Annotated in this window: 13 protein-coding genes; 7 read left to right on the top strand and 6 right to left on the bottom strand. The window is 33.7% G+C overall.

From position 1 onward, the window contains the following. Nucleotides 1-167: 167 nt before the first annotated feature. The 4 genes from BSF41_RS04980 to BSF41_RS04965 all read right to left on the bottom strand — a co-directional run bounded on the left by BSF41_RS04980 (nucleotide 168) and on the right by BSF41_RS04965 (nucleotide 4819). Nucleotides 168-1169, bottom strand: coding sequence for a VWA domain-containing protein (locus tag BSF41_RS04980; protein WP_095928412.1), 1002 nt, complete (start codon nucleotides 1167-1169; stop codon nucleotides 168-170). Beyond that, complete coding sequence (locus tag BSF41_RS04975) at nucleotides 1169-2806, bottom strand: hypothetical protein (protein ID WP_095928514.1); 1638 nt, start codon at nucleotides 2804-2806, stop codon at nucleotides 1169-1171. The genes BSF41_RS04980 and BSF41_RS04975 overlap by 1 nt, the downstream gene beginning before the upstream one ends. Before the next feature lie 64 nt (nucleotides 2807-2870). Further along, complete coding sequence (locus BSF41_RS04970; RefSeq protein ID WP_095928411.1) at nucleotides 2871-3734, bottom strand: DUF58 domain-containing protein; 864 nt, start codon at nucleotides 3732-3734, stop codon at nucleotides 2871-2873. 80 nt (nucleotides 3735-3814) lie between these two features. Continuing rightward, nucleotides 3815-4819, bottom strand: coding sequence for a MoxR family ATPase (locus tag BSF41_RS04965; RefSeq protein ID WP_095928410.1), 1005 nt, complete (start codon nucleotides 4817-4819; stop codon nucleotides 3815-3817). 212 nt (nucleotides 4820-5031) lie between these two features. Here BSF41_RS04965 and BSF41_RS04960 point away from each other — a divergent pair, with 212 nt between their 5' ends. The 4 genes from BSF41_RS04960 (at nucleotide 5032) to BSF41_RS04945 (ending at nucleotide 8539) form a co-directional block, all read left to right on the top strand. Next, nucleotides 5032-5907 carry an aldo/keto reductase family oxidoreductase gene (locus BSF41_RS04960; RefSeq protein WP_095928409.1) on the top strand — a complete coding sequence of 292 codons (876 nt, stop codon included), beginning with the start codon at nucleotides 5032-5034 and terminating at the stop codon, nucleotides 5905-5907. An 18-nt stretch (nucleotides 5908-5925) separates the two neighbouring features. After that, the gene (locus tag BSF41_RS04955; RefSeq protein ID WP_095928408.1) at nucleotides 5926-6432 is read left to right on the top strand and encodes a GNAT family N-acetyltransferase; all 507 of its coding nucleotides are present in this window, start codon (nucleotides 5926-5928) and stop codon (nucleotides 6430-6432) included. A 96-nt stretch (nucleotides 6433-6528) separates the two neighbouring features. Continuing rightward, nucleotides 6529-7284, top strand: a complete 756-nt coding sequence (locus BSF41_RS04950; protein ID WP_095928407.1) for an SDR family NAD(P)-dependent oxidoreductase — start codon at nucleotides 6529-6531, stop codon at nucleotides 7282-7284. A gap of 109 nt (nucleotides 7285-7393) precedes the next feature. Further along, the gene (locus tag BSF41_RS04945) at nucleotides 7394-8539 is read left to right on the top strand and encodes an ATP-binding protein (RefSeq protein WP_095928406.1); all 1146 of its coding nucleotides are present in this window, start codon (nucleotides 7394-7396) and stop codon (nucleotides 8537-8539) included. 128 nt (nucleotides 8540-8667) lie between these two features. Here BSF41_RS04945 and BSF41_RS04940 read toward each other — a convergent pair whose 3' ends face one another. Then, nucleotides 8668-9411, bottom strand: a complete 744-nt coding sequence (locus tag BSF41_RS04940) for a DUF3298 and DUF4163 domain-containing protein (RefSeq protein ID WP_095928405.1) — start codon at nucleotides 9409-9411, stop codon at nucleotides 8668-8670. Nucleotides 9412-9515: 104 nt separating this feature from the next. On the opposite strand from BSF41_RS04940, the gene BSF41_RS04935 reads away from it, so the two are divergent. Continuing rightward, the gene (locus BSF41_RS04935) at nucleotides 9516-10658 is read left to right on the top strand and encodes a cystathionine gamma-synthase (protein WP_095928404.1); all 1143 of its coding nucleotides are present in this window, start codon (nucleotides 9516-9518) and stop codon (nucleotides 10656-10658) included. 171 nt (nucleotides 10659-10829) lie between these two features. Here BSF41_RS04935 and BSF41_RS04930 read toward each other — a convergent pair whose 3' ends face one another. Then, complete coding sequence (locus BSF41_RS04930) at nucleotides 10830-11621, bottom strand: glutamate dehydrogenase (RefSeq protein ID WP_095928403.1); 792 nt, start codon at nucleotides 11619-11621, stop codon at nucleotides 10830-10832. Between the two features lie 327 nt (nucleotides 11622-11948). Here BSF41_RS04930 and gdhA point away from each other — a divergent pair, with 327 nt between their 5' ends. Next, nucleotides 11949-13292, top strand: a complete 1344-nt coding sequence (gene gdhA, locus BSF41_RS04920; protein ID WP_095928401.1) for an NADP-specific glutamate dehydrogenase — start codon at nucleotides 11949-11951, stop codon at nucleotides 13290-13292. 125 nt (nucleotides 13293-13417) lie between these two features. Then, entirely contained in the window at nucleotides 13418-15700 is a 2283-nt protein-coding gene (locus BSF41_RS04915) for a T9SS type A sorting domain-containing protein (RefSeq protein WP_095928400.1), read from the top strand. The last annotated feature ends 39 nt before the right edge of the window (nucleotides 15701-15739 follow it).

The following is a 15739-nucleotide window of genomic DNA, read 5'->3' as shown; positions in this document are numbered from 1 at the left end:
TTTTACTGTTGTCTGAAATCTTAATTTTTAAATTTCAATATTTTTAATTTTAAATTCCAATCCCAATTGTTGTGGGATAAATTCCAAATTCCATTTTTTTTTAAATTTTACTATTCCGTTTTGGATTTTGGAATTTAAAAATTTGGAATTTTTTAATTTTGAAAAAATTAAATAAAGCTTCTGTAAACCGTATTTCTTAATCCAACTTCAAGCAATAACATTAAACCTGCAAATAAGACAAAAAACCTGTATTTTTCGTCGTAATCGTAGAATTTCAGTTCCTGAATTTCTGTAGTCTCCAATTTATTGATCGATTTGTATATTTCTGCTAATTTATCGTTGCTTGTTGCTCTAAAATACGTTCCATCTGTTTTTCTAGCAATGTTTCTCATTAGCTTTTCATCGATTTCAACTTTCTGCATTTTAAATAAGAAACCGCCATTTGGAGCATATGCGTATGGAGATTCTGCCATTCCGTTTGTTCCAAGACCAATCGTGTAAACTTTAATTCCATACTGTTTCGCAATATCTGACGCTGTTTCTGGTTCAATAAAACCAGCATTGTTTACACCGTCAGTAAGGAGGATAATAACGCGGCTTTTTGCTTTGCTATCTTTCAAACGATTTACAGCAGTTGCCAATCCCATTCCAATTCCAGTTCCGTCTTGTAAAACCGTATCGTATTTAATTCCTTTTATAGCTTCAAGAATAATAGCTTTATCACTTGTAACAGGCGTTTTTGTGTAAGCTTCAGAAGCGTACAAAACCAATCCGATTCTGTCATTTGGTCTTTCTTCAACGAAATCGGCTGCAACTCGTTTTAAAGCTTCCATACGATTTGGCTTTAAATCTTTTGCCAGCATAGATCCAGAAACGTCAATTGCCATTACAATATCAATTCCTTTTGTTGTTTTAGTCTGGTTGCTAATATCTACAGTTCTTGGGCGTGCCAATGCTATAATTAATGAGCTTAAAGCGAGAATTCTGAAAACGTATAAAGCAGGTTTGAACTTGATCCAAAACGATTGATTATTTTGGAATCCTGCTGTCGAACTCATTTTTAAGGTAGCCGACTGCTGGTTGCGTTTCCAGAAAAACCAGATTATCGCAATCGGAATTAATAGAAACAACCAAAGGAACTCTGGATTTAAAAAAGTGATCTTGCTCATTAGTTGTTTGCTCTTTGAAGTTCAACAGAATTTAATATTCGGGTCGTGATTTCATTTGCATAAGTATCGCCTTCTTCGTGCAAAATCAGGATTTGCTGTAAACCTTGATCTTGTTTGAAAAGTAACAATTCGTAATATGCTTTTGTACTCGTTTTGGTTGCCGGATTCAAAACAGTCATTGTCCCGTAACCCTTTACTCCCTGAATACCTTCGTTTGTTTGAAAATCTTCTTGTTTTAATATAATATTTTGTCCGCCTTGAGCCTCGATAATTTTTAGATTACCCTCAAGAGTTTTACTTAAATCAATATCTGTTGGCTGTTTGAATTTAGATGTTGAAACCGTTACGTAAAAATTGTCAACCATACTTCCGTATGTAAAAAGTTGCATTTCTTTGATAAGTGCCATTGCTTCTTTTGGAAGTACTTTTTGCGCGTCCATTCTTTTTAAAACCTTTGGCGTTTCAATAAGAACAGCTGGATTTCCGTAAGCACTTTTTACCCATTCGCCTTCTAATAATTCTTTTGAAGGGTGGCCAATTACGTTATCTTTTACATAATTGAACCCTTTGGTAACCACAAAGAAAGTGGTTGTAGCAAACAATAAAAGTATGATAGCTGCAACCGCATAACCAATTCTAGCATTGCGCTGTTTTTTAAGCTGCGCTTGAATTTGTTTTTGTCTTTGCGCTTCGTTTAATAACTGATCTTCAATTTCTTCTGGAACTTCAGTTGGAATTGCATTATCAAGGGTTAAAATTACTTTCTGTATTTTATTTCTGTCGTCAGTAATTTCAAAATCAAGCGGTTTAGATTTAGCAAATTTTACCAAATCGGCCTGACGTAAAACGCGTTCTAAATTTTCGACCGTTTCCGGCGTAAGGGTCATTTTCTTTTTGGTCGAAGCTTCTCTAATTGCAGCAATTAACTCAGAAGTTGTACTTTCCATTGCTGGGATATGAATTGCTTCTTCAATATAATTTCTAGCAATATCGGTCAGTTCGCTATAGTATTCTTTAATTTCTCCTTTTTGAACCAGTTCTTTTTGTTCTAGATTGTTTAATAAACTAGTCGCTTTTTCGATAGGAGTTTTATAAACTTCTTCTTCGATTTTTTTCAGCTGGCGTTTTTTAACATACCAGTAAACGAAAGCACCAATTCCTAAAATTGCTAGAATTATTAAAGTGTAAATCCACCAATTTCCCATTCCTTCATCAACAGAAGAAATATCTTTAATGTCGTACATTTTCTGCTGTAAAGTATCAACTTTTACAGCGGCAACTTCAACTTTAATAGAATCAGAGTAAAAAGGTTTTTTATCAATTAAAATTTTGATTCTTGGAATCGTATAACGGCCAGAATCAAACTGCGTTAAACCATATTTTTTTATAAGTTCGTAATTAGTGGCATCTTTCTTAACCGTATCAATTGGATAAGACTGGATAACTTCTAACGGACCAATGTTTTTAAGTTTAGGAAATTCAACTTTTGATGTTGAAGTCACAACCGTTTTAAGCGTCAGTTTGAACTCAGCACCAATCTTATTTTTGGTGGTATCAATACTCGTTTCTACTGGTTTCTGCTGAGCAAAAATCATAGTAGAAAAAAGCAATAAAAATATATAAAGTTTAAATTTCATTTGATTAACGATTGTTGATTTTAGATTAACGATTTTTGATTTGTTAATCAAAATTGCCGGATTTTTATCGTGATTTGAAATAGCCTAATAGTTTAGTAACGTAATTTTCGTCTACTCTGGTATTTACAATTCCTGCTCCAGATTTACGGAATGTGTCTTTAAAGTAGTTCAGCTTTTCTTGATAATGTTTTTCATAATTCATTCGAACAGCTTTAGAACTTGTATCAACCAATTGTATTTTTCCGGTTTCGGCATCCAGCATGTTTACCATTCCTAAATTTGGTATTCTTTCTTCGCGAATATCGTATACACGAACACCTGTAATGTCATGTTTTTTTGAAGCAATCTTTAATGTATGCTCATAAGAATCAGACATAAAATCGGAAATCATAAAAATGATGGCTTTCTTTTTCTGGGTTCCAGATAAGAATTTCAAGGCTTGAGCAATGTCTGTTTTATGACTTTTTGGTTCAAATTCGATCAATTCACGGATGATACGAAGCACGTGAGAACGTCCTTTTTTAGGCGGAATATATAATTCTACAGTATCAGAAAATAAGATTAAACCAATTTTGTCATTATTTTGTGTAGCCGAAAAAGCCATCGTTGCCGCAATTTCGGTTACGATGTCTTTCTTGAATTGATTTTTAGAACCAAAAGATTCTGAACCCGAAATATCGACCATTAAAACCATCGTTAATTCGCGTTCTTCTTCAAATACTTTAACGTGAGCTTCGTTGTAGCGTGCGGTTACATTCCAATCGATGTTACGAATATCATCTCCGTATTGGTATTGACGCACCTCGCTAAACGTCATTCCTCGTCCTTTAAATGAAGAGTGGTATTCTCCCGAAAAGATATGATTACTCAGTCTTTTCGTTTTGATTTCTATTTTCCGTACTTTTTTTAAAAGCTCTTTTGTATCCATTTGATTTGTTTAAAGTTTAAAGTTTAAAAGTTTCAAGTTTGTCTTGCAACAACTTGAAACCTGAAACTTGAAACAAATTTTTAAGGTACCTCAATCTCGTTAACGATTTTGTTGATAATGTCTACAGAAGTGATGTTTTCTGCTTCTGCTTCGTAAGTGATTCCAACTCTGTGACGTAATACATCGTGAACAACTGCACGAACGTCTTCTGGAATTACATAACCACGACGTTTGATGAAAGCATAACATTTAGCAGCATTAGCCAAGTTGATACTTCCACGAGGAGAAGCTCCAAAACTGATAAGCGGTTTTAAATCGGCTAATTTGTATTTTTCTGGGTAACGTGTAGCGAAAATAATATCAAGAATGTATTTCTCGATTTTTTCATCCATATAAACTTCACGAACAGCTTCCTGAGCACGTAGAATCTGATCTACGGAAACTACCGGATTTACTTTTTCGTAAGTTCCTTTTAAGTTTTGACGAATTACGAAACGCTCTTCATCAATTTTTGGATAATCAATAACAGTTTTCAACATAAAACGGTCAACCTGTGCTTCAGGAAGTGCATACGTTCCTTCTTGCTCAACTGGGTTTTGTGTTGCTAATACTAAAAACGGACGATCTAATTTAAATGTAGTGTCACCAATAGTAACTTGTTTCTCCTGCATCGCCTCTAATAAAGCAGATTGAACCTTTGCTGGAGCACGGTTAATCTCATCGGCAAGTACGAAATTGGCGAAAATTGGTCCTTTTTTAATTGAGAACTCATTTGCTTTAATATTGTAAATCATGGTTCCGATAACATCGGCAGGTAATAAATCTGGCGTAAATTGGATACGGCTGAAAGATCCTTGAACCGCTTGAGAAAGCGTGTTGATGGCTAAAGTTTTTGCCAGACCAGGAACTCCTTCCAATAAAATATGCCCTTGTCCAAGTAATCCGATCAATAGACGCTCGACCATATGTTTCTGACCCACAATAACTTTGTTCATTTCCATTGTAAGAAGGTCTATAAAAGCACTTTCTCTCTCAATTTTTTCATTTATCGCTCTAATGTCTAAAGTCGTTGTATTTTCTTCCATATAAATATTTTTAAAACCTTGATTTTAACGCCTAATTTTTGAGAGTGCAAATTGAATATTTTTTAAGAAGTAAGATGTTAAAGAATGGTTAAAACTTCGATCAAAGACCTAATTTTAAGGACTAATTGTGAATCTATTTTTATATTTTTAAGAACTTTGATGATTATGTTTTAGTAAAGCATAATTATTACCAAAAATAACGCATAATTATTATGAGCAAAACAGTCTTATCGCCTATAATTTCGGGCACTATGAATTGGGGAGTTTGGGATAAAAACCTTACAACTAAAGAAATGGAAAACATGATACAGGTGAGTATCGAAAACAAAATTACGACTTTTGATCACGCGGATATTTACGGTTCGTATACGACCGAAGCCGATTTTGGAAAAGCCTTTCACGCAAGTAAGATTGCCCGTGAAAAATTACAATTAATTACCAAGTGCGGAATTCAGATGATTGCTGAAAAACGCCCTGAAAACAAAATCAAACATTACGATTATTCTAAAGACTATATTATTAAGTCTGTAGAAACATCTTTGAAGAATTTAAAAACAGATTATGTAGATGTTTTTTTACTTCACAGACCAAGTCCGTTAATGCAGGCTGATGAAATTGCAGAAGCGGTTGAGAAATTAAAAGGAGAAGGAAAAATTATTGATTTTGGACTTTCAAACTTTACAAGCTCACAAACTGAATTGATTCGTCAGAAAACAGAAGTAAGCTATAATCAAGTTCAGTTTTCTGCTACGCATTATGAAGCAATGATTGACGGAAGTTTAGATTATATGCAGACTAACGAAATTCGACCTTTATCATGGAATCCGCTAGGAACGGTTTTTAGAGAAGATACAAAACAAACTCGCCGTTTGAAAAAACTGTTTTCTACTTTATTAGAGAAATATCATTTAGGTGCAGATACACTTTTATTAGCATGGATTTTAAAACATCCAGCAAGAGTTATTCCTATTGCAGGAACTGTTAACGTTGCCAGAATTCAATCTCTGTCAAAAGCAGTTGAATTAGAAATGGATAAAGAAGATTGGTTTGCTATCTGGACAGAAAGTATGGGCGATGATGTGCCTTAATTTTGTACTATTCTGAAAATGATATACCTAGAAAAATTTGAGAGAAAAGATTACTTTGAATTGATTAATTCTGTCAAAAGTGCCAAAGATTTAATGCAATTTGGCGGACCAGAATTTACTTTTCCTTTAACAGAAGAGCAAATAGATAAAACGCTTTCTGATGAAAACAGAGTTGCTTTTAGAGTTGCAAATATTTCAAATGGAAATACGATTGGACACTGTGAAATTTACTTTAAAGATGATTTTGCGAAATTAGGAAGAATACTCATTGTTGATGAAAATCAAAGAGGAAAAGGAATTGGTGAGCAGATGGTGACTTTATTGTTGCAATATATTTTTGAAAACAGAAAAGAAAGAAACGTAGAATTAAATGTTTTTGATTTTAATATTGGAGCCCAAAAATGTTATGAAAAAGTTGGGTTTACTTTAAATCCCAATAAAAAATATTTAAGGGAAGTAGATGGAGAAACTTGGACAGCGCTCAATATGGTATTGAATTTAGAAGAATGGAAAGGTAAGAATTAAAAATATTTTGCCACAGATTAAAGATTTCTAGGATTTCAAAAAAATCATTTTAATCCTTAAATCTGTGGCAAAAAAATCTTTTTTAAAGAAAAAACAATGAAAAAAACAGTTTTAATTACTGGTGCTACAAGCGGAATAGGAAAAGCAACCGCTCAGATTCTGGCAAAAAACAATTATAAAGTTATCCTTTGCGGAAGGCGTAAAGACCGTTTAGAAGAACTCGAGAAAGAGCTTTCGGCTTTTACAGAAGTACATTCTTTAGAATTTGATGTTCGTAATAAAGAGGAAGTTTTAGAAAAAATAGGTGCTTTGCCAAACGATTTTTCTGCGATTGACGTTTTAATTAATAATGCAGGAAATGCCCATGGTTTAGATCCGATTCAAAATGGAAATTTAGACGATTGGGATGCGATGATTGACATTAATGTAAAAGGACTTTTGTACGTTTCAAAAGCGATAATTCCGCAAATGGTCGAAAGACAATCGGGACATATCATTAATATTGGATCAACAGCAGCAAAAGAGGTTTACCCAAATGGGAATGTATACTGTGGTTCTAAACATGCCGTTGATGCTATTACTGCAGGAATGCGAATAGATTTAAACCCGTTTGGAATTAGAGTTGGAGGAATTCATCCAGGAATGGTAGCAACTGAATTTAGCGAAGTTCGCTTTAAAGGAGATGTAGAAAGAGCGGCAAATGTTTATAAAGGATTTGATCCGTTACAGGCAGAAGATATTGCCGATATTATTCACTTTGTAGTTTCACGACCTTATCATGTAAATATTGCCGATTTGGTTGTTATGAGTACAGCACAGGCCTCTTCGACGATTGTTAAAAAGAATATTTAAAACTAGATTATTAGACTTCTTAGAAAGTCGGATCTTTAGTTTAACTTAGGAAACTGAAAATCAATCTGAGAAGTCTAAAAATTTAAGTCAGTCTAATAATCTAAAAAGAATGATTAATAAGCGCCTTTTAATTAAAAATCTCCTCGCTCATAATGACGAAAGCAGTTTTTATGATAAGAAAAGGCAGTTGAATCTTCATTCGCGCGAAGGGAAGGGCAAGTTTCTAAAGCACATTTGCGCGTTATCTAATTCCAACCCAAACAATAATTCTTATATCGTTGTTGGAGTAGAAGATCAAGATAATGAGATTGTAGGCGATGATTTCTTCGATGATAGCCGAATTCAGAATCTGGTCAATGCATTTTTAGAAAATCCTCCAAAAATTCAATACGAAAACGTCCCTTTTCCCAATCTTCCAAAAGACAAAGTAATTGGTCTGGTTACCATAAAGCCTAAAAGTAAAATCTCTTATTTTAAAAAAGGAATTCATACTATTCTTGCTAACAGTGTTTTTGTGAGACGTGGCAGTAATTCGATTCCTCTAGAAGAACATGAGATAATCGAAAAGAGCAATCAAAATACAGAAACGGTAATCGGAATAGAAAACAGCTCTCGCAATAGTATTCAATATACTTTAGACGGTGTTATCGATTTTATGAATTTCAGACATAAAGATATGTCGCCAAAATATCGTGTTTTTAAAGAATTATTCGTGATTTGTTGGGCTGGAGTTCCGAAAAAATTACGTGATAAAACGTATTTGTCTCGTGTAGATATCGAATTGATAAACGAACAAATTAAGCTTTTTTATTCGGCACAAGATGTTGTTACAATACAATATAATGATGATACTTTTACCATTACAGAATATGTTCCGTTGGGATTAAATGACAAAACGAGTTATTATCCGTTAGAAGAACAAACGATTCATTTCTTTGATAATGGTTATTATAAAATAGATCGCCAAATGCTTTTTCAGCCACCAGAGTTCAACCGAAAAATGTTGTATCATATTTATAATTCAAATATGGCTTTGCTCGGAAAACTTCAAAAAGAAATTGCATTGTCTGATCGTGAAATGAAAGATCTGGAAAATCTTCCTTCTACTTTTATGATTTGTCATTTGAATGGTTTCGAAGATGCTCGACAAAAATTAATAGATGCAAAATTGCTTTTAAAACCGTATAAAAATGTATACTCTTCTTTTAAAGAAGCTTTGAGGGTTTTAAGAAAGATGAAATATGATGTTCAGTGATTTAAGGTTCTGAGATGCTAAGGTTCTAAGTTTTTTCTTTAGAGATGCATTGTAGTGCGTCTACGTCCAGTATATCTACAAAGATTGTGCTAGATAGGGATAAATAAAAATGTCTTGATTTTATTTTTTTATTGAAAATTCAAATATTTCTTTATTTCTTCATATGGAAATATGAGCTCTTTTGGGCCATCTGCATAAGATGCAGCTTCATATGAGTTGTAATATAAAAGCAAACCTTCAGAGGTGTAAAAAATGTTTTGAGGCAGTTGAAATTTATCATTTTCAAACATTAAACCTGTAGCGTTGATATTAGCTTTTTCTGGGATTTTATATTTTGATCTGAATGTTTTCTCAGCGAAATTTTTAAACTCATTTTCGTTTTTAAACAACTGATTGTTGAAAATGGTTTTTCCTGTTTTTTTATCGAATAATAAAGAGCGATAACCTTGATAACCGTGAGCGCCGCCAGTAAAAGTATAATGGTCAATTTTAAGATTTAAAATTTGGTCAGATTCAAATTCGACATTTCCAATGATTTTTGCTTCCCAGCCAAAGGTATCGTTTGGAAATTTTTGATGCATTTCTTGATAGGAGGCAATAAAAGATTTCGCCAATGATTTGTAGCCATCAACTTTTACCGAATCGTCTTCAAAAAATACAATCTCTTTAATGACGGCAAATACTTTCTTGTTAATGCTGTCTGATGTTACTTTAACATTTTTAGCAATTGGAACTTCTATGGTGATTTTTGGGCAATCATTTTTGCATGGAACAGTAGATTTCTCTTCAAACGTTTCATTCTCAAATGAAAGCTCTTTTTTGCAACTTGTAAAAATCAAACACAAAAAGAGTATAAATAATGAATTTTTCATATCAAAAAGTGTTAATTATCTACAAAGGTAAGAAGTTGTGTCGCGATAAAATAAATTAAGCGGTAAATTTGTAAAAGAATTAAGGATTTAAAATTTATAACTATATGAAATTCAATACAAAAGTTATTCACGGAGGACAGCATCATGATCCAAGTACAGGCGCTGTTATGCCGCCAGTGTATCAAACTTCAACATTTGTACAAACAAGTCCAGGGAAACCTTTGGCAGATTACGAATATAGTAGAGCTTCAAACCCGACACGTACGGCTTTAGAAGAGGCGCTGGCTAGTATTGAAAACGGAACTCGAGGATTAGCATTTTCGTCTGGTCTTGCTGCGACTGACTGTGTTTTAAGATCTTTTAAAGCTGGAGACGAAATCATTGCGATGGATGATTTGTATGGCGGAACTTACAGAATGTTCTCTCGTGTTTATAAAGATTCGGGGATTAAATTTCATTTTGTTGATATGACGAATATCGAAAAACTGAAAAGTTTAATTAACGAAAATACGAAGTTAATTTGGGTAGAAACACCAACAAATCCGTTGATGAAATTGGCAGATATTCAAGAAATTGCAAAAATTACTAAAGAGAAAAATATTCTTCTTGCGGTTGATAATACTTTTGCAACGCCTTATCTACAAAAGCCTTTAGATTTAGGAGCAGACATTGTAATGCACTCTGCTACGAAATATTTAGGAGGTCATTCTGATGTTATTGCTGGAGCATTAATTGTAAAAGACGCAGCACTTGGAGATCAATTGCATTTTCAACAATTTGCAACAGGGGCGACTCTTGGGCCAATGGATAGTTTCTTGGTTTTAAGAGGAATCAAAACTTTAGCTTTAAGAGTTCAGAGACATTGTGAAAATGGGGAAAAAGTAGTTGAATATTTGAGCAACCATCCTAAAATTAAAACGGTTTATTATCCAGGTTTAAAGAATCATCCGTTTCACGAAATTGCTAAGAAGCAAATGAAAGCTTTTGGAGGAATGGTTTCTTTTGATTTTAAGTCTGGGAAGAAAGAAGATTCTATCGCATTTTTAGAAAAATTGAAAGTGTTTACTTTGGCAGAATCTCTTGGGGGAGTTGAATCATTGGCTAATCATCCAGCTTTAATGACTCACGCTTCTATTCCTGCAGATAAAAGAGTAGAAGTAGGCATTACAGATGATTTAGTTCGATTAAGTGTTGGTATCGAAGATGCAGAAGATTTAATTGCCGATTTAGAACAAGCTTTAGCTTAATATAAATTCCAAATAAGAAAATCCCAAATTCCAATTTTTATTCTGGAGTTTGGGATTTCTTATTTTAAAATTTCTTAGAAAGAAGGCGATAAAATGTCTAATGAAAAATCCCAAATTCCAATGAATAGTTTTGGAATTTGGGATTTTTTATATTTTGAAATTTAAACTTTTTTAGAATTCTAAATAGTAGATGTATCCAAAGTTAAACCAAACTTGCCAATCGTTATATTTGTTTTCTTTGTAAATATCTTTATTTGGGTTTAATCCGTCAATCCAGTCTGAGCTGTACATATGAAAACGAGTTTCAAACATTAAATCACTCATTTCAGTTAGTTTATAATGTACACCTACTGCTGCTGTTGCCGCTAAAGCTACACCAGTTTCTGTAGAAAAACCATGTGCACGTCCGTCAGATGGAGTTAAGTATTTTCCTGGGGTAATAGCAGGAAGTGTAATGTCTCCTAAATGTGACCCAACTTTTGCTGAATAATAGCTCACCTGAAACCCTACAGCTCCATACGGACTGAAGCTACCAACTGTGTTTTCGAAATCGTGGATTTTCATAAAAGGAGAAAATTCCATCTGTGCCCCCAAGCTTACTATACTAGAACTTGCATGCATGTTTCTTAATTGTGTTGCAAATAAACCATTGGGCTTATAATCAACCCATTTTCCATGATGTTTTAAAGTGGTTCTGCTGTAAGACAGATCAGATCTTATTTTAAAATGTTCTGTGAAAAAATTTTCTCTATTGTTATTGGCAGAAAAGTTTATAAAGTGCATGATTCCAATGCCAAAACCTGTGTTTCCGACATTATTATCAAAGTTGTTTCTTTCTCCAAAATCGGACTGTAAAGTTACAGGTCCTGCGTAGATTCCGATCTCTTGGGCTAATCCTTGTGCTGATACAGCAGTCGAGATGCCCAATAAGGCAAATAATGTGATAAATAGGTGCTTAGGCATTTTTTAGGGGCTTACAAATCTCGGCAAATATATAAAAAACATAATCGATTCAAAATATTAAATTGACGTATTGAAAAATAACTAGCAAAATACTTAATTTACTAACTTTTAAAAGGTGTTTTGCATGTAAACACCTACATGTAAAATGTGTTTTTTTCTATTGTTTGAAAAAAACACAAATCGCTTCAAAAAAGTGAAAAATGTAACATCGAATCATTATTTGATATATCTTTGTCAGTTAAAACGAAAACGTTTTCTTAAACATGATTTCTTATTTTTTATAAGAGTAAAAATTAAATCTAAATTATCTGAAAATTTATTTTAAAGATGGAACAAAAAATAAATGAATTTATGGCTCTTGTTGAGTCAAAAAATCCAAATGAGCCAGAATTTCTTCAAGCAGTTAGAGAATTCGCAGAAACTGTAATTCCGTTTATATCTGAGCGTAAAAAATACGATGGAAAGAATATTCTCTTAAGAATCGCTGAACCGGAAAGATCAATAATATTCAGAGTTCCGTGGGTAGACGATAAAGGGGAAATTATTGTAAATAGAGGTTTCAGAATTCAAATGAACTCTGCAATTGGACCTTACAAAGGAGGAATTAGATTTCATCACTCGGTAAACTTATCAGTTTTAAAATTCTTGGCATTTGAACAAGTATTTAAAAACAGTTTGACAACACTTCCGATGGGAGGTGGAAAAGGAGGTTCTGATTTTGACCCAGAAGGAAAATCTGATGCTGAAATTATGCGTTTCTGCCAGTCATTCATGACAGAATTATGCCGTCATATTGGTCCAGATCTTGACGTTCCAGCTGGAGATATTGGTGTTGGTGCACGTGAAATCGGTTACTTATTTGGTCAATATAAAAGAATTAGAAATGAATTTACAGGAGTTTTAACTGGAAAAGGTTTGGCTTACGGAGGTTCATTAATCAGACCAGAAGCTACAGGATATGGTGTAGTTTATTTTACAGATCAAATGCTTCGTACAATTGGTCACGAAATTAAAGGAAAAAGAGTTGCTATTTCTGGATTCGGAAATGTGGCTTGGGGTGTTGCTTTAAAAGTAAATGAACTAGGAGGTAAAGTAGTTACTATTTCTGGACCTGATGGTTATATTTATGATGAAGAAGGTATCTCTGGAGAAAAAATCGAACATATGGTTGAGATGAGAGCTACTGGAGATAATAGAGCAGAAAGATATTTAGAGAAATATCCAAATGCTATTTTCCACAAAGGAAAAAGCCCTTGGGAAGTAAAAGTAGATATCGCTATTCCATGTGCTACTCAAAATGAATTGAATGGTGACGATGCTAAGAAATTAATAGATAATGGCGTTTTGTGTGTTACGGAAGCTGCAAATATGCCTTCTACTTTAGATGCTATTAAACTTTTCTTAGATAGTAAAGTGTTATTCGCGCCAGGAAAAGCTGCAAATGCTGGTGGAGTTGCTGCTTCAGGATTAGAAATGACTCAGAACTCAATTCGTTTAAACTGGACTAGTGAAGAAGTAGACTTGAGATTGAAAGAAATCATGATCGGAATTCATAATCAATGTAAAAAATACGGTGCAGAAGAAGACGGATATGTTAACTACGTAAAAGGAGCTAATATTGCCGGATTTGTAAAAGTTGCCGATGCTATGCTTGCACAAGGTGTAGTTTAAGATTTAATTGCAATATTTAGAATTACCCTCGTTATCCTAATAAGATATCGGGGGTATTTTATTTGCGCTAAAAATTAAATAAAAACCCGATTGTATTATATTTGTCTATTCGAATACATTATATGATGAAAAAAGTATTTTTCTGCGGTTTGTTTTTACTTCTAATTCAGTTTTGCGAAGCGCAGAGCAAATTGTCTTGGCAGGGATATTTTTCATTTAATGAAGTAAAAGACATTTCAGAATCTGCCACAACTGTTTTTGCGGCTTCCGAAAACGCATTATTTTCAAAGAATACAGCAACAAATGTCCTTAAAACAACGACGACTATTGACGGACTTTCGGGCCAGACCATTTCGGCAGTTTATTACAGCGAAGCTTCTAAAAAAACAATCATCGGTTATGAAAATGGTTTGATGATCTTGATTAACGAAGTAGACGGAAGTATTCTAAAAGTTGTAGATATAATCAATAAGCAATTGCCAGCAAATACTAAAAAAATCAATCATTTTATGGAAAATAATGGATTGATATATGTTTCTTGCGATTTTGGAATTGTTCAATTTAATCTTAAAACATCTCAATTTGGCGACACTTATTTTATTGGAGATAATGGAGCAGAAATAAGCGTAAAGCAAACCACAATGTTTAACGGATTTATTTTTGCGGCAACATCAAGCGGTATTAGAAAAGCTGACATAACAAATGCTAATCTTATAGATTATAGCCAATGGTCAGTAGTCAATGGCGGAGATTGGTCGAGTGTTGAGGCTTTAGATTCAGAGCTTATTGCAATAAATAGTACAGGGTATATTCATAGATTTAATACCAATACCTTTGTGGGCTTTTTGCAACTGCCTCAAGCGTCTGTTGATACGCGAGCGAAAAACCATAATTTATTTGTTACGACTGCCAATACAGTATATGTTTATAATAATCAAATGACGTTGAGTCGACAAATTACAAATTCTCAAGTTTTAGATAATACCCTGAATTTTAGCTGTGCAACTGCAGTTGGAAATCAGATTTTTATTGGAACAAAAGAAAAAGGATTATTTGCATCTACTTTAAATAACGCAACAGCTTTTGAAAACAGTACGCCTAGCGGTCCCGTGCGTAATGATATTTTTTCTATAGATGCTGGTTCAAATGTTTTGTGGGCGGTGTATGGAGATTATGATGCGGTGTATAATCCGTACCCTTTGGATAGCTACGGAATTAGTCGATTTAATGCTTCGGGATGGTTAAATATTCCATATTCTGATGTTTATGATGCCAAATCAATAACGAGAATCTATATAAATCCTAATAATGAAAAACAGGTTTATGCCGGTTCTTTTTTCTCTGGATTATTAAAAATTGAAAGCGATATTCCAACTCATTTATATAATGAAAAAAATAGTGGTTTAGAGTCACTTAAAACAGCATCACCAGATTATGTAGATGTCCGAATCAATGCAACGGCTTTTGATAAATCTGGAAATCTTTGGGTGACCAATAGCAGAATCAATAATGGATTGAAGGTTTTAAAAACAAATGGACAATGGGGAAGTTATTCGATGACTTCTATATCAGACGATGTGGGAGAAGATAACTATTCAAGCATAGTGGTAGATCGCAACAATGTAAAATGGATTGGAACGTATAAAAGTGGAGTTGTAGGATTTAATGAAGCTACAAATACCTTCAAAAAAATGACTTTTGGAACCGATGCTGGTAATCTGCCAATTGCCGATGTTAGAGCAATAGCTTTAGATACAAAAAATCAGCTTTGGATAGGAACAACAAAGGGTTTGAGAGTTCTCTCTAATGTTTCTAGTTTTCAAACAGATAGTCAGTTAAAGGCAAATTCGATCATTATAACCGAAGACGATTTGGCTCAAGAGTTGTTATACGAACAGTTTGTAACTTCGATAGCAGTCGATGGTGCAAATAATAAATGGATTGGAACGGCAGATTCTGGAATATTTATGGTTTCGCCAAATGGCCAGGAAACAAAATATCATTTTACAATAAACAATTCGCCATTGCCAAGTAATTATATAAATGATGTTAAGATAAATGCTAAAACGGGCGAGGTCTTTATTGCAACCGACAAAGGGTTGGTTTCGTTTGGCGGAATTGCAACAGGGGCAAATGACGATTTAAGCAATGTGTATGTTTATCCAAATCCTGTGCGTCCGACTTATTCGGGAACCGTTAAAGTGGCCGGATTAATTGATAAGGCTAATGTGAAAATCACAGATATAGAAGGGAATTTAGTTTACGAAGTGACTTCTTCTGGCGGAACAATCGAATGGGACACAACTGCTTTTGGTAAGTATAAAGTAGCATCTGGTGTTTATATGGTTTTTATCTCGGCAGAAGATGGAGGAGAAACTAAAGTTAAGAAAGTGATGATTATACGGTAAGATCAGTTTCAGTGTTCAGTCTTTTTTAGTGTTAAGTTT

The sequence above is a fragment of the Flavobacterium sp. ACN2 genome (genome assembly GCF_002303885.1).
Lineage (GTDB): Bacteria > Bacteroidota > Bacteroidia > Flavobacteriales > Flavobacteriaceae > Flavobacterium.
The sequence above is the reverse complement of the archived record's forward strand: the minus strand, read 5'-3'. Positions and strand labels throughout refer to the sequence as shown.

Bases quoted from the DNA above. Each gene is read 5' to 3' on its own strand.
- BSF41_RS04980 (WP_095928412.1), bottom strand. From the start codon at position 1,169: ATGAGCAAGATCACTTTTTTAAATCCAGAGTTCCTTTGGTTGTTTCTA.
- BSF41_RS04975 (WP_095928514.1), bottom strand. From the start codon at position 2,806: ATGAAATTTAAACTTTATATATTTTTATTGCTTTTTTCTACTATGATT.
- BSF41_RS04970 (WP_095928411.1), bottom strand. From the start codon at position 3,734: ATGGATACAAAAGAGCTTTTAAAAAAAGTACGGAAAATAGAAATCAAA.
- BSF41_RS04965 (WP_095928410.1), bottom strand. From the start codon at position 4,819: ATGGAAGAAAATACAACGACTTTAGACATTAGAGCGATAAATGAAAAA.
- BSF41_RS04960 (WP_095928409.1), top strand. From the start codon at position 5,032: ATGAGCAAAACAGTCTTATCGCCTATAATTTCGGGCACTATGAATTGG.
- BSF41_RS04955 (WP_095928408.1), top strand. From the start codon at position 5,926: ATGATATACCTAGAAAAATTTGAGAGAAAAGATTACTTTGAATTGATT.
- BSF41_RS04950 (WP_095928407.1), top strand. From the start codon at position 6,529: ATGAAAAAAACAGTTTTAATTACTGGTGCTACAAGCGGAATAGGAAAA.
- BSF41_RS04945 (WP_095928406.1), top strand. From the start codon at position 7,394: ATGATTAATAAGCGCCTTTTAATTAAAAATCTCCTCGCTCATAATGAC.
- BSF41_RS04940 (WP_095928405.1), bottom strand. From the start codon at position 9,411: ATGAAAAATTCATTATTTATACTCTTTTTGTGTTTGATTTTTACAAGT.
- BSF41_RS04935 (WP_095928404.1), top strand. From the start codon at position 9,516: ATGAAATTCAATACAAAAGTTATTCACGGAGGACAGCATCATGATCCA.
- BSF41_RS04930 (WP_095928403.1), bottom strand. From the start codon at position 11,621: ATGCCTAAGCACCTATTTATCACATTATTTGCCTTATTGGGCATCTCG.
- gdhA (WP_095928401.1), top strand. From the start codon at position 11,949: ATGGAACAAAAAATAAATGAATTTATGGCTCTTGTTGAGTCAAAAAAT.
- BSF41_RS04915 (WP_095928400.1), top strand. From the start codon at position 13,418: ATGAAAAAAGTATTTTTCTGCGGTTTGTTTTTACTTCTAATTCAGTTT.